Here is an 18,192-nt window from a genome sequence, read left to right on the forward strand (position 1 = left end):
TGGGGCTTCGCCCTGGCCTGCGGCCACCCCAGGCCCGGGCCTGCCTCCGGACCAGCCTGCCATGACGCCTCAAGAGGCTCCCCCACACACCACGGGACGGCAGCGCTTCGAGGGGATGGGACCGGGGGCTTCGAGGGGTAGGACCGGGGGCTTGGAGGGGTCAGGCGTCGGCGGGGGGACGCCAGTAGGCCAGGGGGTGCGCGCCCAGTCGCTGGCCACGCCGGGTGCAGGGCGAATTCCAGGGCCCTACCCCCCTTGATCGTTACATTTAGGCCAGCCTAACCTAATCTCTCATCCGTGGACCCCTCCACCCGGCCTCGCGGCCGGCCCCTCCCATCGAACGGAACGAGCCCCCCATGAGACCCGACTCCGCGCCCTCCACCGCCCGCGCCGATGTCTACACCGAGACCGTCGAGGGGTTCGGAACCGTCCGCTTCACGCCCGTCGACCCGGCCGCCGACTCCTCCGTGCTGCACTCGTGGGTCCTCGAGGAGCGCGCCGAGTTCTGGGGGATGAACGGCGCGAGCCGGGAACTGGTCCAGGAGATATACGAGGACGTGGACCGCCGTCACACGCACCACGCGTTCATGGTCCGGCTGGACGGCGAGCCGGTGGCGCTGTTCCAGACGTACCAGCCGTCCGAGGACCGGATCAGCGAGTGCTATGAGGTGCGCGAGGGCGACGTCGGCGTGCACCTCATGCTGGCCCCGGCTACGGGCGGCCCCCGCCCCGGCTTCAGCCGTACGCTGATCGGATCGCTGATCCGCTTCCTCTTCCGGGACCCGGCGGCCCTGCGCGCCGTCGGCGAGCCCGACGCCCGCAACGACAAGGCCCTCGCCCTGCTGGGCCGGATCGGCTTCGTCCGCCAGGGCGAGATCACCCTCCCCGAGGTCGACCTCCCGGAGGTGTACCTGCCCGAGAAGCGGGCCGTCCTCGCCTTCTTGGACCGCCCGGAGCCCCTCCCGGCCCCGCACGCCGTCTCTTCCTGATCGCCCGTCAGCAGGGCGGCTGCAGGCAGCAGTAGGGAAGCGTCCGGGTTACGGTGCGGACGCCTCCGGAGTCGCGTGGGCGGCCTCCGGCGGCTCCGCCGGGCCGCCCCGTCGGGCGCGTATGCGGGCCCGCACGAAGCGCGCCAGGTGGGTGCAGGCGTAGCCCAGCAGCCACGGCCCGAACGTGATGCCCCCGACGTACACGGCGAAGAAGCCGAGGAAGTCGTACAAGTGCTCCGGCGGCCCCAGGCTGCCGTCCACCAATCGGGGCCGCTCCCACTTCTCCAGCGGGAAGACCATGGGGACCAACGCGGTCACGACGGGGACCAGCGGGATCAGCACCGAGGCCCACCGCCTGCCGCGACCGGGCTTGCCCGCGCAGGACGACCCCAGCGCGAGCATGAGGAACGGCCCGAACGGGACCCACAGCACGGCCGGGAGCAGCAGGATCACCCACCAGTCGTCCGAGTACCCGAACATCATCGACATCGCCCCCCTTGCCCCGGACTCCTCCCCGTCGTACGTCAGTCTGAATCACGGCACTGACAAGGGGCTTCGCGCCCGGTGGCCCCGTGACGGGGATCCGGGTCACCCGCTCCAGGGAGTGCCGCCCTGTGGTGTGTGGGGGAGCCTCTTGAGGCGTCATGGCAGGCTGGTCCGGAGGCAGGCCCGGGCCTGGGGTGGCCGCAGGCCAGGGGCGAAGCCCCCTTGCCCCAGGGGTGGGCCTCACGACCCGCTCGCTGCTGTCGTGGTGGATCGGGGTGTGGGCGCCGGTCAGGGCGGCGCCGCTGCCGCCGCGCCGGTTGGCGACGATCTCCGCGGCGATGGACAGCGCGGTCTCCTCCGGGGAGCGGGCGCCGAGGTCCAGGCCGATCGGGGAGCGCAGGCGGGCGATCTCGAGTTCGGTGACGCCGACCTCGCGCAGCCGCTTGTTGCGGTCCTCGTGGGTCCGGCGGGAGCCCATCGCGCCGACGTAGGCGACGGGGAGCCTGAGGGCGAGTTCCAGGAGCGGGACGTCGAACTTGGCGTCGTGCGTGAGCACGCACAGCACGGTCCGGCCGTCGACGTCCGTCTCGGCGAGGTAGCGGTGGGGCCAGTCCACGACGATCTCGTCGGCGTCCGGAAAGCGGGTCTTCGTGGCGAAGACGGGCCGGGCGTCGCAGACGGTGACGTGGTAGCCGAGGAACTTGCCGATGCGCACGAGCGCGGAGGCGAAGTCGATGGCGCCGAAGACGATCATGCGGGGGGCGGGGACGCTCGACTCGACCAGGAGCTTCAGCGGGCTGCCGCAGAGCCGGCCGTCGGCGCCCATCTCGAGGGTTCCGGTGCGGCCGGCGTCGAGCATCGCGCGGGCCTCCTCGGCGACCGTGCGGTCCAGCTCGGGGTGGCCGCCCAGGCCGCCCTCGTACCCGCCGTCGGAGCGGACCAGGACCACCTTGCCCATGAGCTCGGCGGGGCCCTCGGCGATCCGGGCCACGGCGGCGGGCTCGCCGGCCGCGGCGGCCGCGAGCGCGGCGGCGTACACCTGGCGCTGCGGCGAGTCCGCGCGGACCGGGGTGACGAGGATGTCGATGATGCCGCCGCAGGTCAGACCCACGGCGAAGGCGTCGTCGTCGCTGTAGCCGAAGCGCTCGACGACGGTCTCGCCGTCTTCGAGGGCCTGCTGGCACAGCTCGTAGACCGCACCCTCCACGCATCCGCCGGAGACCGAGCCGATGGCCGTGCCGTCGCCGTCGACGGCGAGCGCCGCACCGGGCTGCCGGGGCGCGCTGCCGCCCACCGACACCACGGTGGCGATGGCGAAGTCGCGTCCCTGCTCGACCCACCGGTTCAGCTCTTCGGCGATGTCCAGCATGTCGGCCTCCTGACGAGGTTCGGGTTCCAGTATCGGATGCGCGTGCGCGGGGCGGGTGGTGCGGGGTGGTGCGGGTGGGTGGCGCGGGTGGTGCGGGTGCGGCACCGGCCGACCTGGGTGGGTCAGCCGGTGCCGGTCACCGGGGGGGCTCAGTGGACGCCGAGCCAGCCCTCGATGGGGTGCAGGGCGTAGAAGACCACGAAGATCGCGGTCAGGCCCCACATGAAGCCGCCGATCTCGCGGGCCTTGCCCTGGGCGATCTTGATCACGACGTAGGAGATGACGCCGGCGGCGACACCGGCCGTGATCGAGTAGGTGAACGGCATCAGCACGACGGTCAGGAAGACCGGGATGCTGGTGGCGCTGTCGGCCCAGTCCACGTGGCGGGCGTTCTGCATCATCATCGCGCCGATGACGACCAGGGCCGCGGAGGCGACCTCACCCGGGACGATCTGCGTGATCGGGGTGAAGAAGAGGCAGGCGGCGAAGAACAGGCCGGAGACGACCGAGGCGAGGCCGGTACGGGCACCCTCTCCGACACCGGTGGCGGACTCGACGAACACGGTCTGGCCGGAGCCGCCCGCGATGCCGCCGATGGCACCGCCGGCACCGTCGATGAACAGGGCCTTCGACAGACCGGGCATGCGGCCCTTGTCGTCGGCGAGCTTGGCCTCGGTGCCGACGCCGATGATGGTGGCCATCGCGTCGAAGAAGCCGGCCAGGACCAGGGTGAAGACGATCATGCCGACGGTCATCACGCCGACGTCGCCCCAGCCGCCGAACTCGACCTTGCCGAAGAGCGAGAAGTCGGGCATCGAGACCGCGGAGCCGGAGAGCACCGGCGGGCCGTTCTTCCAGGCCTTGGCGTCGATGTCGATGACGGCGTTGAGGATCGCGGCGACGGCGGTGCCGCCGACGATGCCGATCAGGATCGCGCCGGGGACCTTGCGGGCCTGGAGGGCGAAGATGGTGAGCAGGGTGAGGCAGAAGATGGCGACGGGCCAACCGGCGAGCTCACCCGTCGGGCCGAGCGTCACGGGGGGACCGAACTCGGGACCGCGGCCCACGAAGCCGGCCTTGAAGAGGCCGATCAGGGCGACGAACATGCCGATGCCCATGGTGATCGCGTGCTTCAGGGCGAGCGGGATGGCGTTCATGATCATCTCGCGGAGGCCGGTGACGACCAGGAGCATGATCACGACGCCGTACATCACGCACATGCCCATGGCCTGCGGCCAGGTCATCTCGGGGGCGACCTGCGAGGAGATCACACCGGAGACGGAGAGGCCGGCGGCGAGGACCAGCGGTACCTTGCCGACGAAGCCCATCAGGAGCGTGGTCACGGCCGCGGCGAAGGCGGTGGCCGTGATGAGGGCCTTCTGGCTCAGGGTGTCGCCCGCGACGTCCTTGCCCGAGAGGATGAGCGGGTTGAGCAAGAGGATGTACGCCATCGCCATGAAGGTGGTGATGCCGCCGCGCACTTCGCGCGTGACCGTGGATCCTCTGTGGGTGATGTGAAAGTACCGGTCGAGCCAAGACTTGCCCGCGGGCTGGCGAGTTCCCTCGCCGGCGTCTTCCGCGGTGGTCTTGGGCTCCACTGACGACTGGGTCATGGTGCCTAACTCCCAAGGTTCAAAGGGGCACCCGCATGAGGTGCAAGAGGCTGCGGGATTTGGGACTGCGTTGGCTGCACGACCCGGGGTGACGGCCCGAGCTGTGTTACTGCTGGGGTGTGCGGCAAAGCCGGTGCATCGGGTGATGAGGTGGCATCCCTTGATGCGGGGGTGAAGCGTTCCGCGAGCGGTGCGGTACTTCGGTGCTCCGGGCGGTGCGCGGTGAAGTGTGACGTTCCCATGCGCACCGCCCGGAGAGTCTTGCGTTCCGGGGGCTGTGCGTCCCCCGGAGCGGGGTCCGGGGGCCGTGCGCCCCCGGAGGGTTGTTCCGGGACGTCCCGGTCCCGGGGGTGGGACCCGTGGGGGGTCCCTGGGTGCCGGGGGCCTCGGGCCCCCGGCATCCGCCGTCCTAGAGGGTTCCGGTGAGGGCCTCGGGACGGATCGGGGTCTTGTTCAGCTCCAGGCCGGTCGCCTGGCGAATCGCCGCGAGGACGGCCGGGGTGGACGACAGGGTCGGGGCCTCGCCGAGGCCGCGCAGGCCGTACGGCGCGTTCGGGTCCGCGAGCTCCAGGTAGTCGACCGGGATGCTCGGGGTGTCGAGGATCGTCGGGATCAGGTAGTCCGTGAAGGAGGGGTTGCGCACCTTCGCGGTCTTCGGGTCCACGATGATCTCCTCCATCACCGCGACACCGAGGCCCTGGGTGGTACCACCCTGGATCTGGCCGACGACGGAGAGCGGGTTGAGCGCCTTGCCCACGTCCTGGGCGGTGGCCAGCTCGACGACCTTGACCAGGCCGAGCTCGGTGTCCACCTCGACCACCGCGCGGTGCGCGGCGAACGTGTACTGGACGTGGCCGTCGCCCTGGCCGGTGACCAGGTCGAACGCGACGGTCGGCCGGTGGCGGAACTCGAGCTCGATGTCGATGTCGTCCTCGCCGTCGAGGATGTCGGCGATCTCCGCCAGCACCTCGCCGCCGTCGGTGACGACCTTGCCGCCCTCCAGGAGGAGCTCGGCGGTGGCCCACGCCGGGTGGTACGAGCCGTTCTTGCGGCGGCCGATCTCCAGGACCGCCTCGCGCACGGCCTCGCAGGTGTTCTTCACGGCGCCACCGGTCATGTACGTCTGCCGGGAGGCGGACGTGGAACCGGCGGAGCCGACCTGCGTGTCGGCCGGGTGGATCGTCACGTTGGTGACGCCCAGCTCGGTACGGGCGATCTGCGCGTGGACGGTGACGCCGCCCTGGCCGACCTCGGCCATGGCCGTGTGGACCATCGCGACGGGCTCGCCGTTCACGACCGACATGACCACGCGGGCGGTGGAGTAGTCGTCGAAGCCCTCGGAGAAGCCGACGTTCTTGATGCCGACCGCGTAGCCGACGCCGCGGACGACGCCCTCGCCGTGGGTGGTGTTGGACAGGCCGCCGGGCAGCGCGCGGACGTCCGCGCCCTCGCCGGCCGTCTCCCACTGGCGCTCCGGCGGCAGCGGGCGGGCCTTGACCCGGCGCAGCAGTTCGGCGACCGGCGCGGGCGAGTCCACGACCTGGCCGGTGGGCATGATCGTGCCCTGCTCCATGGCGTTGAGCTGGCGGAACTCGACCGGGTCCATGCCCAGCTTCGCCGCGAGCTTGTCCATCTGGGCCTCGTACGCGAAGCAGGCCTGGACGGCGCCGAAGCCGCGCATGGCGCCGCAGGGCGGGTTGTTCGTGTACAGGGCGACGGCCTCGATGTCGACGTCGTCGATGACGTACGGGCCGACGGAGAGCGAGGAGGCGTTGCCGACGACCGCCGGGGAGGCCGACGCGTAGGCGCCGCCGTCCAGGACGATCTTGCACTTCATGTGCGTGAGCTTGCCGTCCTTGGTGGCGCCGTGCTCGTAGTACAGCTTCGCCGGGTGGCGGTGCACGTGTCCGAAGAAGGACTCGAACCGGTTGTAGACGATCTTGACCGGCTTGTTGGTCGCGAGGGCCAGCAGGCAGGCGTGGATCTGCATCGAGATGTCCTCGCGGCCGCCGAAGGCACCGCCGACGCCGGAGAGCGTCATGCGCACCTTCTCCTCGGGCAGGCCGAGGACGGGGGCGATCTGCTTGAGGTCCGAGTGCAGCCACTGGGTGGCGACGTACAGGTCGACACCGCCGTCCTCGGACGGCACGGCCAGGCCGGACTCCGGGCCGAGGAAGGCCTGGTCCTGCATGCCGAAGGTGTACTCGCCCTCGACGATCACGTCGGCGCGCTTGCGCGCCTCCTCCACGTTGCCGCGGATGATCGGCTGGCGGTGCACGATGTTCGGGTGCGGGACGTGACCGGCGTGGTGGTCGTCGCGGCCCTCGTGGATCAGCGGCGCGTCGGCGGCGAGGGCGGAGGCCTCGTCCGTGACGAGCGGCAGCTCCCGGTACTCGATCTTGATCTTGGCGGCCGCGCGGCGGGCGGTCTCCGGGTGGTCGGCGGCCACGAGGGCGACCGGCTCACCGTGGTGGCGTACCCGGCCGTTGGCCAGGACGGGGGTGTCCTGGATCTCGAGGCCGTAGTTCTTCATCTCGGCCGGCAGGTCGTCGTACGTCAGGACCGAGTAGACGCCCGGCATGGCCAGCGCCTCGGAGATGTCGATGCTCACGATCTCGGCGTGGGCGACGGTGCTGCGCAGGGTCTGGCCCCACAGCATGTCCTCGTGCCACATGTCCGAGGAGTACGCGAACTCGCCGGTGACCTTGAGGGTGCCGTCCGGGCGGAGCGTGGACTCGCCGATGCCGCCCTTGTTGTGCTTCTGGGAGACGTTGGTCGGCGTACCGGAAGGAGCGGTGCGGGTGTTGGCCATGATCAGACCGCCTCTCCCTGGCGGGCGGCCGCCAGGCGGACCGCGTCGAGGATCTTCTCGTAGCCCGTGCAGCGGCAGAGGTTGCCGGACAGGGCCTCACGGATGTCCTGGTCGGACGGGGAGGCGTTGCGCTCCAGGAGCGCGTCGGCCTGGACCAGCAGACCCGGGGTGCAGAAGCCGCACTGGACGGCGCCGGCGTCGATGAACGCCTGCTGGATCGGGGAGAGCTCGACGCCCTCACCGGTCTGGGAGTCGGTGCCCTTGGCGGACCACTGCTTGGCCGCGTCGGTGGAGACGCCGCCGGCGCCGCCGCACGCGCCGGTGCCGCACGCGTGGCCGTGCTCCTCGCGCTTCTTGGAGAAGTCGGCCAGACCCTCGACGGTCACGACGTCCCGGCCCTCGACCTGACCGGCCGCGACCAGGCAGGAACAGACCGGCACGCCGTCGAGGCGCACGGTGCAGGAGCCGCACTCGCCCTGCTCGCAGGCGTTCTTGGAACCGGGCAGGCCCAGGCGCTCGCGCAGGACGTAGAGGAGGGACTCGCCCTCCCAGACGTCATCCGCTTCCTGCGGGCGGCCGTTGACGGTGAAATTGACGCGCATGGTTACGCAGCTCCTTCCAGCGTGCGGCCGTTGGTGCCGCGGTACTGCTCCCAGTTCCAGACGAGCTGGCGGCGAGCCATGATGCCGACCGCGTGACGGCGGTACTTCGCCGTGCCGCGGACGTCGTCGATCGGGTTGCAGGCGCCGGAGGCGAGCTCACCGAACTGCTTGGCGATGGACGGCGTGATGACCTTGCCGTTGTCCCAGAACCCGCCCTCTTCGAGCGCGGCGTTGAGGAACTCCTCGGCGGCCTTCGCGCGGATCGGGGTCGGGGCGGCCGAACCGATGCCGGTGCGGACCGTACGGGTCTCCGGGTGCAGGGCGAGGCTGAACGCGCACACCGCGATGACCATCGCGTTGCGGGTGCCGACCTTGGAGAACTGCTGCGGACCCGTGGCGTTCTTGACGTGCACCGACTTGATGAGTTCGTCCGCGGCGAGCGCGTTGCGCTTGACGCCGGTGTAGAACTCGTCGATCGGGATCATGCGGACGCCGCGTACCGACTCGACCTCGACCTCGGCGCCCGAGGACAGCAGGGCCGGGTGGGCGTCACCGGCGGGCGAGGCGCAGCCGAGGTTGCCGCCGACACCACCGCGGTTGCGGATCTGCGGGGACGCGACCGTGTGCGACGCGATCGCGAGGCCCGGCAGGGTGCCGCGCAGGTTCTCGATGATCTGGGTGTACGGGACGGAGGCGCCGACACGGGTGACCTCCTCGCCGACCTCCCAGTCCCGCAGCAGCTCGATGCGGTTGAGGTCCAGGAGGTACTCCGGACGGCGGTGGTCGAAGTTGATCTCGACCATCACATCGGTACCACCCGCAATCGGCACAGCGGTGGGGTGCTCGGCCTTAGCGGCGAGCGCCTCCTCCCAGCTGCCGGGGCGAAGGAAGTCCATGTGCGGCTCTCTTCTTCTTAATCGGGTCGTTCACTTCAAGCCAGGAGGGCCAGAGTCCCTCGACTGGTCGTTCACGTGCTGTTAACGCGGTGTGGAGTCAGTACACAAGCCGCGCGTCCCTCGGGTGCAGTCACCGAAACCATGAAGCAGTTGGCTGACGACCTCCCTCGTCTTGTAGATTCGTATGAAAGGCGAGAACCGCACACCTCGCTGATTTTCAACGGCAACATCGAGACAGATCGGAAACGACCCCATGCGGCTGCGCGCACTGCTGGAAACCGAAGCGCTGGGCCTGCGGCTGCTCGGCGGCGACGAAGAACTCGACCGCACGGTTCGAGGCGTCATGACCACGGACCTGAAAGACCCGAGCCGGTACCTCTCCGGCGGAGAATTGGTGCTGACGGGCCTCGCCTGGCGACAAGATCCGGCCGATTCCGAGCCTTTCGTACGAATCCTTGTGGGTGCGGGCGTCGCGGGCCTCGCGGCGGGCGAGGCGGAGATCGGCGGCATCCCCGAAGATCTCGTTTCGGCCTGCGTCCGGCACCGGCTGCCGCTGTTCGCCGTGAACGAGGACGTTGCATTCGCCACGATCACCGAGTACGTCGTGCGACAGGTGTCCGGTGAGCGGGCGGGGGACCTCGCGGCCGTGGTCGACCGGCACCGGCGCCTGATGACCTCGGGCCCCGCCGGTGGCGGACCGGATGTGGTGCTGGACCTGCTCACCACCGACCTCGATCTGCGGGCATGGGTGCTCTCCCCCACGGGGCGCCAGATCGCCGGGGCGGGAGAGCCCCTCTCGCCCGGCGTCTGCGCGGCGCTCGCGAGCGAGCACCTGGCGGCGGTCCGGACCGGTCGCCGGGGCCCGCACCGGATCTCCATCCAGGGTATTACCTACTCCCTCTTCCCGATCAGGGGGAACGGCCGCACCCCGGGCCTGGCCGGGCGCGACGTGCGCGAGAGCGTCCTGTCCGACTGGCTGCTGGCCGTCGAGGCCGACGCGGGCGACTGGCCGGCCGAGCGGCTCGACCTGCTCCAGGGCGTCACGCAGCTGATCGCCGTGGAGCGCGACCGGCGCGACGCTGCCCGCACGGTGCGCCGCCGGCTGGCGCAGGAGGTGCTGGAGCTGGTCCAGACGGGCGCCGCGCCCGCCGAGATCGCCGCCCGCCTGCGGGTCGCCGCCCCGGTGCTGCTGCCCGGCCTGGGCGCGGCCCCGCACTGGCAGGTCGTGGTGGCCCGGGTGGACTGGGACGGCGGCGACATCGCCGGCGGCCCGGTGGCCCAGTCGCTGCTCGAGGAGATCCTGGTCGACCCCCGGCTGTCCGGGCCCGAGCCGTCCGACCGGATCGCGGTCGCCCATTCGGGTGACGAGGCGATCGCGCTCGTCCCGCTGCCCGCGCTGGCGGGCGAGGGCGACCCGGACACCGCGCTGCACGCCGACGTCCTGCTGACCGCCGTACGCGAGCCGCTGGCCGCCGGCCTGGCCGACGACGGCCGGCTCACCCTGGGCGTGAGCGCCGCCGTGCACTCGGCCGAGGGCCTGCGCGGTGCGCTGGAGGAGGCCCGGCACGCCCGCCGGGTCGCCGCGGCCCGCCCGGGGCGGGTGTGCGCGGCCGGCCACCACGAGCTCGCCTCGCACGTACTGCTGCTGCCCTTCGTCCCGGACGACGTCCGGCGCGCCTTCACGGCCCGCCTGCTCGACCCGCTGCGCGACTACGACCGGCGCCACCGCGCCGAGCTCATCCCGACGCTGGAGGCGTTCCTCGACTGCGACGGCTCGTGGACGCGCTGCGCGACGCGGCTGCACCTGCACGTCAACACGCTGCGCTACCGCGTCGGACGGATCGAGCAGTTGACGGCCCGTGACCTGTCCCGGCTGGAGGACAAGCTCGACTTCTTCCTCGCCCTGCGGATGAGCTGACGCGATGTCGGTCCGGCGGGCCGGGAGGCGCTTCCCTGCCCGCCGGGGGCTGGCTGAAAACACGACGGATGGATTGTGAAACCGTTCACCTGACCCCTTGGCCGCGCCCGCCGGTGTGTGCTGGGATTCGCCCACAGGGCTCGAAGACGCGCGCTTTGGGGAGGGAATGTGGCGGACACCGCCATGTCGGGTACCGGAACGGCCGGGGACGAGGATCCCCTCCAGCGGGCGATATGGCGGCTGCGGTCACGCGGCTGTTGGACGGATGCGGCGGCGCTGCTCGAATCCCATGCCGCCCGGCCCGGCCCCGCGGTCCAGCGCACGGCGCTCCTGGTGGAGCGGTGCCTGTTCACCGGGCAGGGGTGGGCCGAGGCGGAGGACGCGCTGCGCGCCGCGGAGTCGGTGGCGCGGGAGGACGAGGACCGGGGGGCCGCCGCCTGCGAGCGGGGCCAGCTGGCGTACGCGGCGACGGTGCTGGGGGTGCGCGACCGGGCCGACGAGGCCCGCTCCGCCCTCGGCCGGGCGGCGGCCCTGCTCTCCCCCTCCTCCCGTTTCCGGCCACTGCTGGACTTCCGCCGCGGGCTCGTGGCCGAGCACCTGGCGGACGCCCCGCAGTCGGCGAAGCCGGCGTACCGGCGGGCGCACGCGGGCGCGGCCTCCCAGGGCGACCTGCTGCTGCTGTCCTTCACCTACCGGCACCTGGCGGCGCTGGCGCTGCGGGAGGGCGAGCTGGCCGAGGCCCGGCGCGGCTTCTCGGAGTCCCTGCGCCTGCGTGAGGAGCTGGGCTTCCTGATCGGTACGGCCCCGGCCCTGGCGGCCCTCGCGGAGGCCGAGCCCGAACCCGAGGCCACCCGGCTCCGCCAGGAGGCCGCCCGCCTGTTCCGCCTCCTGGGCGGCATCCCCACCTGGCTGGCCGACCAGCTGACCCCGTCCCCGGCGGTCTGATCCCGGAGCAGGAGGCCCGGGCCCGTGAGGTCCGGGCCGCTGGGGCGGCCCCCGGGGTCCTGGCCGGCGGGCGGGGGCGCTACGGGTGGGAGCCCGTGAAGTGCTCGCGGACCAGGGACTCGACCACCGGGAGGTCCTGGGCGATCAGCGCGTCCAGGAGCGCGGAGTGCTCGGCCGCGTCGGCGACCAGGTCGGCGCGCCGGACCGCCGGCACCCCCGGGAGCGGCCACTGCGACCGCCGGTGCAGGTCGTCCGCCACGGCGACGAGCTGCTCGTTGCCGCCCAGCGACAGCACCGCCCGGTGGAACGCCCGGTCGGACTCCGCGTACCCCGCGACGTCACCGGCGGCCGCCGCGGCGGTGGTCGCGGCGGCGAGCGGCCGCAGGGTGGGCCAGGTCGACGCCGGCACCGTACGGGCGAGCCGCAGCATCACCGGCACCTCCAGCAGGGCGCGCACCTCCGCCAGCTCGGCCAGCTCGCGCACGGTCCGCTCCACGACCCGGAAGCCGCGGTTCGGCAGGCACTCCACCGCCCCCTCGACGGCCAGTTGCTGCATCGCCTCGCGCACCGGCGTCGCCGAGACCCCGAAGCGCTCCCCCAGTGCGGGGCCGGAGTAGATCTCGCCGGGCACGAGCTCGCCGCCCACCAGGGCCGCGCGCAGGGCGTCGAGGACCTGGCCGCGGACGGAGTGCCGCGCCACCTTCTGCGTCGGGACGGCGGGCAGGGCCGCGGCCGGGTCGTCCGGGAGTGCGGCGGCGGAGGTCTGCGGGGGCGCGGGCGGGCGCGTCGTCGGGGCGGCGTCCCGCGGGGGCGCGGCCGGGCGCGTCGACTCCGGGGACGGCGGCGCCTCCGGCGCGGTGGAGGGCCGCACCGGGTCCGGCGGGGCCGGGTCGGTGGAGGCCGTATCGGGCGTCGGCACGCGGTCCTCCTGACGTCTGGTCGCTCTCCTCCCGGGGTCCAGGGGGTGGGCGCCGGATCATGGCCGGGACTTCCCCCCGCTCTGAGGATAGGCGACGCGAACCACCCGGTCGGAGGGACCGTCCGGTACGGACCACACCACTTTGGGTAAGGTAAGGCTTACCTGTTAACGATCGTGATTCGGTGGTCCCGCCATGCCCGACCCGGCCGCCCTGCCGCCCGTCGCCACCGCGACCGCCACCGCCACAACCACCGCGACGGCACCCGCGACCGCACCCGCACCCGCCCCCGTCACCGCCGGCTCTCCGGTGGCGGACGCGTACGCACGCCTGGCCGCGGTCCACCCGGGACTGCTGATCACCGAGCGGTCCGCGAGCGACCCGGCCCCGCGCGGTGCCGGCTGGGTCGGTGCGGACGGGCTGGGGGCCGGCGGTGCGGCCCTCGACGCGTTCCTGGCGTGGGACGCCGCCCAGGTCCTGCGGGACTACGGGTGCCCCGGCCGTCCCGACGTGGTGGCCGGCTTCGGCCTGCACCGGTACGCCTGGCCGGCCTGCCTGCTGTTCACGGCGCCCTGGTTCCTCGCCCGCCGGGTACCCGAGCTGCCGGCCTCGGCGGTGGCCTTCCACCGCACGCGCGGGCTGATGTCGGTCCACGTGGCGGGCTTCGCCTGCCTGCCGGACGACCCGGCGGCCGGCCTCCCCGGGGCCCGGGTCGTCCCGGACGCGGGGGCCCTGCGGGCGGAGGTGCGGGCAGCGGTGTCCCGCCACCTCGAACCCGTCCTGACCGGCTTCGGGCCCCGGATGCGGCGCGGCCGCCGGGCGCTGTGGGGCATGGTCACGGACGAGGTGGTCGAGGGGCTCTGGTACGTCGCCGGACTGCTCGGCGAGGAGGCCCGCGCCCGGGAGGAGCTGGAGCTGCTGCTGCCCGGGGCGACCGCCCCCTACACGGGCTCGGCCGGCTTCCGCACCCTGCGCGGCCCGGACGGCGAGGAGCTCGCGACCCGCGACCGGGCCGGCTGCTGCCTCTTCTACACGGTGCGGCCGCAGGACACGTGCGTCACGTGCCCGCGCACGGGCGACCCGGAGCGGATCGCCCGGCTGACGGCCCCGACCGCCGCGTGACGGCGTCCGCCGGCGTCCCCCACCCGGCCCAACCCCCGCGGCACGGGCAGAGCCGTGCCCCGGAGCCCCACACCACCCGATGGAGTGCGGATACTCGAACACAATTCCCATGACTCATACGGGAGTTCGAGACAGATCACCCTATCCGGAGGTCCGTGCACCTCATTGGCGTTCTCTTGTCCCGAAACCCGCGTGCGGCCCGATCCCCTTCCGCCACTATGGCGCCCGGAACGCCGCTCACGCGATGCAAGGGACACCGGATGAGACTGACCGACATATCGCTGGACTGGCTGCTTCCCGGCAGCCTGCTGATCCTCGGCGTGCTTGCGGCAGTGGCGGTGCTGGCCCGCGGCAAGCGCGAGGGGGAGAAGGCCGCCGCCGACGACAGCTGGGAGCGCAGCGAGGAGCGTCGGCGCCGCAAGGAGGCGATCTACGGGATCGCGTCCTACGCCCTGCTGTTCTGCTGTGCCGCGGTGGCCGCGGCACTCTCCTTCCACGGCCTGGTCGGCTTCGGCCGCCAGAACCTCAACCTCTCCGGCGGCTGGGAGTACCTGGTCCCGTTCGGCCTCGACGGCGCCGCCATGTTCAGCTCGGTGCTCGCGGTCCGCGAGGCCAGCCACGGCGACGCGGCGCTCGGCTCCCGCCTCCTGGTGTGGATGTTCGCCGGCGCGGCCGCCTGGTTCAACTGGGTGCACGCGCCGCGCGGGATGGGCCACGCCGGTGCCCCGCAGTTCTTCGCCGGCATGTCGCTGTCCGCGGCCGTCCTCTTCGACCGTGCCCTCAAGCAGACCCGCCGCGCCGCCCTGCGCGAACAGGGCCTGGTCCCGCGTCCGTTGCCGCAGATCCGGATCGTCCGCTGGCTGCGCGCGCCGCGCGAGACCTTCGGCGCCTGGTCGCTCATGCTGCTGGAGGGCGTACGGACCCTCGACGAGGCCGTCGAGGAGGTACGCGAGGACAAGCGGGAGCGGGAGCAGACCCGGCTCCGCCGGCGGGAGCAGCAGCGCCTCGAGCGCGCCCACCTCAAGGCGCTCGGACGCCAGAACCGGGCCTTCGGGCGGCCGCGCGGCCGCCAGGTCGAAGTGCCCGGCCTGACCGCGGGATCGGGCTCCGCGCCGGTCGGCGCGGAGCCCGCCATAGTGGAACCGGGACAACTGCCACTGCGCCAGCGCCCCTCCCTCCAGGCCGTCGGCCGCGGGGGCTCCAGCTCCACTGACGTCTCCGGGAACCGGACCGTCGACCTCACGGCGGAGGACGACACCCAGACCATCCCCCGCCTCGACTCACTGGAACGCAAACTCAAGGACCTGGAGCAGCAGTTCGGCTGACGGATTCGCGCGTCACCCACGACGGGGCGCCGGAGGGCCCACCTCCGGCGCCCCGTCCCCTGCTGTCCCCGGCTGTTCCGACCCGTCCCGTCCCACCCCCGGCCGCTCCGCCCGGCCCCGCTCTGCCCTGTCCCGCTCGGCCGCGTCCTCTTCCGTCCCGCCCAGTTCGAACCACACGACCTTCCCGATCCCCCGCGCCGTCACCCCCCACGCATCGGCCAGCGCCTGCACCAGGAGCAGCCCCCTGCCGTGCGTACCGTCGTCGGCGGTCGGTACGAGCGGCTCGGGGCGCTTCGCGGTGTGGTCGAGGACCTCGACCCGTAGCCGGGAGCCGGCGAGCCGGGCGGTGACCTCGGCCCCCTGGTCGGTGTGCACCAGCGCGTTGGTGACGAGCTCCGTGGTCAGCAGCTCCGCCACGTCGGCGGCCTCCGGTCTCCCCCACTCCCGCAGCAACTCCCGCAGGGCGCGCCGGACATCGCCCACGCCCCGGAGATCGGCCCGGCGGAGCCGGCGGCTCATCCGCCGCTCCGTCTCCACCTCCTCGGCCGGCTCCCGCGCGCCTGGCCGGCCCCTTCGCATCTGCTGACCGGCTTTCGCCCCCACCCGCACGGCGACTCCCCCATCCCCTTCCCGGAACCTCGAACACGCCTACGGGGATGCATGCCCCGCGCGGCCGGCGGCACTCCTGCGCTCCGGAGCGCGCCGGAACGGCTTATGGCCTGGGCACATTCCCGAGATTCGAGGGCAACCTCCGCAGCATCCGGGCGACGCCCCCGTCGAGTACGGTCTTGCCGGCGGAAAGGGCTCATCCCGTGACCATTTCGGCCCTGATCCGCGGTGGAATGGAAGCGCATTCGGATCGGTCATGACGTCCGCCGGTGCAGGTCCCTCGTGTGCGAACGCGTCTTTCCACGGACCCGCCGGGAGTTCCGGCTTCTCGACCCGGACCCCGTAGGCGCCCGCCACCCGGGCGACGCGGCGCGAAGTCGGGATTGCGGTGGGCCGTTCCGTACGACGGCAGTCCGGCTACGAGCATTTCCCACTCGACCATGACCGAGGAGGAGTTGGCGAACAGCACCACTTTGACGGGCAGGTCCTACTGCACGAGGGTGAGGAAATCTCCCGTCAGCATGGAGAAGGACGGTGTCCGGCGGATCGCGGCCGGTCCCCGGCCCGGTCCGCCGGACAGCCCCTACGTCTCCCAGACCGCGGCGGCCGTGCGGTCGTCGGCGTAGCCCTTGACGCGGATCTGGGTGTCGGCGAGGAAGGCGGCCAGCCCCGGCGGCCCGGCCGCGTCGGGGCCCCAGCGGCCGGCGAGGGCCTCGGGGAACAGGGGCTCCCCCCGCAGCGGCTCGGCGAGCCCCGCCGAGCAGGCGAGCAGGGTGTCGCCGGGGCGGGCGAGGGAGGCGCGGAAGCGGAACGGCTGCTCCGGCACCTGCGGCTCCATGTCCTCCCAGGCCCCGCCGCGCAGTCGGAACACCCCGCCCTCGCCGGTGCCGAAGGCCACGCGGATGCGGCATTCGGGGTCGATGGGCAGCAGCAGGCAGCGCAGGCCGGTGGGCTGGGGCTGGTCCTGGGCGCGCAGCCGGCCGTACGCGCGGTCCGTGAGGCGCTGGAGTCCGGAGCGGAGGTCGTCGCGGCGGCCCGCCCTGATGTCGTCGCCCAGCCGTTCCTGGCTGCGGCCGATGGCCCCGGCGATCCAGCGGCACAGTTCGGCATCGGCCTGCGGGGCGCCGGGGACGGCGCGGTCGCCGCCCGCGACGGCGACGAGCAGCAGGGCGTTGTCGCCGCCGCCGAAGCGGGCGGTGAGCAGGCAGTCCCGGCGGACCTCGCCCCGGTAGCGGGCGGAGTCGCCGCGCACGGAGGCGGCCCGGAGCGTGTAGCGGCCGTACCGGGCGCCTTCGAGGACCGTGTCGTGCACGAGCGAGTCGAGCTCGGCGGGGTCGGTGCGGGGCAGGGCGCCGGGCTCCGGCTCGTAGGTCGGCGGCCGGTCGCCGAGGTAGCGGATGACGGGCCGGCGCGGGAACCGCCGCGTCCCGCCGTCGCGGCCCTCGGCGGGGTCGGCGTCAGGGTCGGCACCTTCTTCCTGGCCCGCCCTGCCGGGGTCGGCCGCGCCCCCGGGGACCGCGTCCGCGGCCGGACCGGGGCCTGCCGCGACCGGTCCGTCGGACCGCTCGGCCCCGTCGTACGCCGCGGGGTCGGCGGCGTCGGCTCCGTACGCGTACGGCGGCCGGTCGGCGGCGCCGGGGGCGGCGGGCGGCGGGGGTCCCGTCGGGGTGCCGGGGGCGGTCGGCGGCAGGGGTGGCGCCGCAGGGGCCGGCGGCAGGGGGAACGACTTCGGGAACTCGGGGGGAGCCGAGCGCTGGGCGGGCAGGCCGGGTGCGGTACCGCTGCCGTGCGAGGTCTCCCCGGGCCGGTCCCACGGCTCCGCGGGCGGCCGGTGGGCGGGCGCCGCGCCGGGCGGCTGCTCCGGGCGCGGGGGGAGGCCGGCGCCGCGCGCCGGCTCCGGCGGCCGTCCCGCGCCGGTCCCGGAGGGGGCCGGGGGGCGGACGGTATCGGGTGGGGGCGGGTCGGCGGGCCCGCCGCCGTCGCCGCCGCCGTACCCCTCCGGCGGCTCGGGCGGCTCGGGCGGCTCGGCGAGCGGGACGTCCGGCAGGGTCGAGCCGGGCCCGTAGCCGCCCGCGGCCGGCGGCGGCCCCTCCCAGGGGGCGCGGGCCCGCGGCGGGAGTCCGCCGCCCTCGGCGGCCCCGGGCGCTCCGGGCGGGGCGGTGGCCGGCGGGGCCCCCGACGCGGGTGGTCCGGCCGTCTCGCGCGGACCGGGGGGCGGGGGCACCGCCGGGTGGTCGGACAGGCGCGCGGCCGAACGGAAGTGGGCGTCGAGGGTGTCCTCGGATGGCGTCGAGAGGTCCGGCGGGAAGTCCTCGTAGAGGCCCTGCCACCAGTCGTCCGCGTCCCCCTGCTGACTCATGCACTTATTGTCCACCGCCGGGCCAGGACGAAAACCTCTCGAAAGTGTCTCTAAAGTGGGCACCTTTGACGGACCCTCACCGCGGCCCCGCCACCAGCGCGAGAGGTCCACCGGGCGGCCCCACCCCCCACGGGAAGGTCGCCCGGCGGACCCCTCTCGGTGACCCGCCGCCGGCCGGTCCGCAGCCCCCACGGCTGTGTCCCGGCCCCGGCGGGCCCGTCTCGTGCGCC

11 protein-coding genes and 3 pseudogenes are annotated in these 18,192 nt (G+C 73.5%); 5 read left to right on the forward strand and 9 right to left on the reverse strand.

What is annotated here, in order from left to right; translation table 11 throughout:
• Nucleotides 1-356 precede the first annotated feature (356 nt).
• Nucleotides 357-989 carry a GNAT family N-acetyltransferase gene (locus tag IF43_RS0106895; RefSeq protein ID WP_037887546.1) on the forward strand — a complete coding sequence of 211 codons (633 nt, stop codon included), beginning with the start codon at nucleotides 357-359 and terminating at the stop codon, nucleotides 987-989.
• Nucleotides 990-1,731: 742 nt separating this feature from the next.
• Here the strand turns inward: IF43_RS0106895 and IF43_RS39000 are convergent.
• The 5 genes and pseudogenes from IF43_RS39000 to IF43_RS0106925 form a co-directional block, all read right to left on the reverse strand.
• Nucleotides 1,732-2,844 (reverse strand): annotated as a pseudogene (locus IF43_RS39000) (XdhC family protein); the annotation flags it as partial.
• Nucleotides 2,845-2,993: 149 nt separating this feature from the next.
• Complete coding sequence (locus tag IF43_RS0106910; RefSeq protein WP_030195468.1) at nucleotides 2,994-4,457, reverse strand: NCS2 family permease; 1,464 nt, start codon at nucleotides 4,455-4,457, stop codon at nucleotides 2,994-2,996.
• 409 nt (nucleotides 4,458-4,866) lie between these two features.
• Nucleotides 4,867-7,269 (reverse strand): xanthine dehydrogenase family protein molybdopterin-binding subunit, encoded by a 2,403-nt coding sequence (locus tag IF43_RS0106915; RefSeq protein WP_030195471.1) that lies wholly within the window; start codon nucleotides 7,267-7,269, stop codon nucleotides 4,867-4,869.
• A gap of 2 nt (nucleotides 7,270-7,271) precedes the next feature.
• Nucleotides 7,272-7,871 carry a (2Fe-2S)-binding protein gene (locus tag IF43_RS0106920; protein WP_030195474.1) on the reverse strand — a complete coding sequence of 200 codons (600 nt, stop codon included), beginning with the start codon at nucleotides 7,869-7,871 and terminating at the stop codon, nucleotides 7,272-7,274.
• Between the two features lie 2 nt (nucleotides 7,872-7,873).
• Nucleotides 7,874-8,767, reverse strand: coding sequence for a xanthine dehydrogenase family protein subunit M (locus IF43_RS0106925; RefSeq protein ID WP_030195476.1), 894 nt, complete (start codon nucleotides 8,765-8,767; stop codon nucleotides 7,874-7,876).
• Nucleotides 8,768-9,020: 253 nt separating this feature from the next.
• Here IF43_RS0106925 and IF43_RS0106930 point away from each other — a divergent pair, with 253 nt between their 5' ends.
• Both IF43_RS0106930 and IF43_RS0106935 read left to right on the forward strand, forming a co-directional pair.
• Complete coding sequence (locus tag IF43_RS0106930) at nucleotides 9,021-10,685, forward strand: PucR family transcriptional regulator ligand-binding domain-containing protein (protein WP_030195478.1); 1,665 nt, start codon at nucleotides 9,021-9,023, stop codon at nucleotides 10,683-10,685.
• A gap of 183 nt (nucleotides 10,686-10,868) precedes the next feature.
• The gene (locus IF43_RS0106935; RefSeq protein ID WP_030195480.1) at nucleotides 10,869-11,630 is read left to right on the forward strand and encodes a hypothetical protein; all 762 of its coding nucleotides are present in this window, start codon (nucleotides 10,869-10,871) and stop codon (nucleotides 11,628-11,630) included.
• A 79-nt stretch (nucleotides 11,631-11,709) separates the two neighbouring features.
• Here the strand turns inward: IF43_RS0106935 and IF43_RS0106940 are convergent, their stop codons facing one another.
• Complete coding sequence (locus IF43_RS0106940; RefSeq protein ID WP_051794834.1) at nucleotides 11,710-12,354, reverse strand: GntR family transcriptional regulator; 645 nt, start codon at nucleotides 12,352-12,354, stop codon at nucleotides 11,710-11,712.
• A 388-nt stretch (nucleotides 12,355-12,742) separates the two neighbouring features.
• Between IF43_RS0106940 and IF43_RS0106945 the strand changes: the two genes are divergently transcribed.
• Both IF43_RS0106945 and IF43_RS0106950 read left to right on the forward strand, forming a co-directional pair.
• Nucleotides 12,743-13,669, forward strand: coding sequence for a (2Fe-2S)-binding protein (locus tag IF43_RS0106945; protein WP_107048418.1), 927 nt, complete (start codon nucleotides 12,743-12,745; stop codon nucleotides 13,667-13,669).
• 260 nt (nucleotides 13,670-13,929) lie between these two features.
• Nucleotides 13,930-14,994 (forward strand): DUF2637 domain-containing protein, encoded by a 1,065-nt coding sequence (locus IF43_RS0106950; RefSeq protein ID WP_030195488.1) that lies wholly within the window; start codon nucleotides 13,930-13,932, stop codon nucleotides 14,992-14,994.
• A gap of 156 nt (nucleotides 14,995-15,150) precedes the next feature.
• On the opposite strand, the pseudogene IF43_RS0106955 reads toward IF43_RS0106950, so the two are convergent.
• The 3 genes and pseudogenes from IF43_RS0106955 to IF43_RS0106960 form a co-directional block, all read right to left on the reverse strand.
• Nucleotides 15,151-15,573, reverse strand: a pseudogene (locus tag IF43_RS0106955) (ATP-binding protein); the annotation flags it as partial.
• Between the two features lie 133 nt (nucleotides 15,574-15,706).
• Nucleotides 15,707-16,132: pseudogene (locus tag IF43_RS42020) on the reverse strand (thiamine pyrophosphate-dependent enzyme); the annotation flags it as partial.
• Between the two features lie 54 nt (nucleotides 16,133-16,186).
• Nucleotides 16,187-17,962, reverse strand: a complete 1,776-nt coding sequence (locus IF43_RS0106960; RefSeq protein ID WP_030195492.1) for a protein phosphatase 2C domain-containing protein — start codon at nucleotides 17,960-17,962, stop codon at nucleotides 16,187-16,189.
• Between the last annotated feature and the right edge of the window lie 230 nt (nucleotides 17,963-18,192).

Origin of the sequence: Streptomyces sp. NRRL S-87, assembly GCF_000719335.1 — a bacterium.
Classification (GTDB): Bacteria; Actinomycetota; Actinomycetes; order Streptomycetales; family Streptomycetaceae; genus Streptomyces.

Bases quoted from the DNA above. Each gene is read 5' to 3' on its own strand.
- IF43_RS0106895 (WP_037887546.1), top strand. From the start codon at position 357: ATGAGACCCGACTCCGCGCCCTCCACCGCCCGCGCCGATGTCTACACC.
- IF43_RS0106910 (WP_030195468.1), bottom strand. From the start codon at position 4,457: ATGACCCAGTCGTCAGTGGAGCCCAAGACCACCGCGGAAGACGCCGGC.
- IF43_RS0106915 (WP_030195471.1), bottom strand. From the start codon at position 7,269: ATGGCCAACACCCGCACCGCTCCTTCCGGTACGCCGACCAACGTCTCC.
- IF43_RS0106920 (WP_030195474.1), bottom strand. From the start codon at position 7,871: ATGCGCGTCAATTTCACCGTCAACGGCCGCCCGCAGGAAGCGGATGAC.
- IF43_RS0106925 (WP_030195476.1), bottom strand. From the start codon at position 8,767: ATGGACTTCCTTCGCCCCGGCAGCTGGGAGGAGGCGCTCGCCGCTAAG.
- IF43_RS0106930 (WP_030195478.1), top strand. From the start codon at position 9,021: ATGCGGCTGCGCGCACTGCTGGAAACCGAAGCGCTGGGCCTGCGGCTG.
- IF43_RS0106935 (WP_030195480.1), top strand. From the start codon at position 10,869: ATGTCGGGTACCGGAACGGCCGGGGACGAGGATCCCCTCCAGCGGGCG.
- IF43_RS0106945 (WP_107048418.1), top strand. From the start codon at position 12,743: ATGCCCGACCCGGCCGCCCTGCCGCCCGTCGCCACCGCGACCGCCACC.
- IF43_RS0106950 (WP_030195488.1), top strand. From the start codon at position 13,930: ATGAGACTGACCGACATATCGCTGGACTGGCTGCTTCCCGGCAGCCTG.
- IF43_RS0106960 (WP_030195492.1), bottom strand. From the start codon at position 17,962: ATGAGTCAGCAGGGGGACGCGGACGACTGGTGGCAGGGCCTCTACGAG.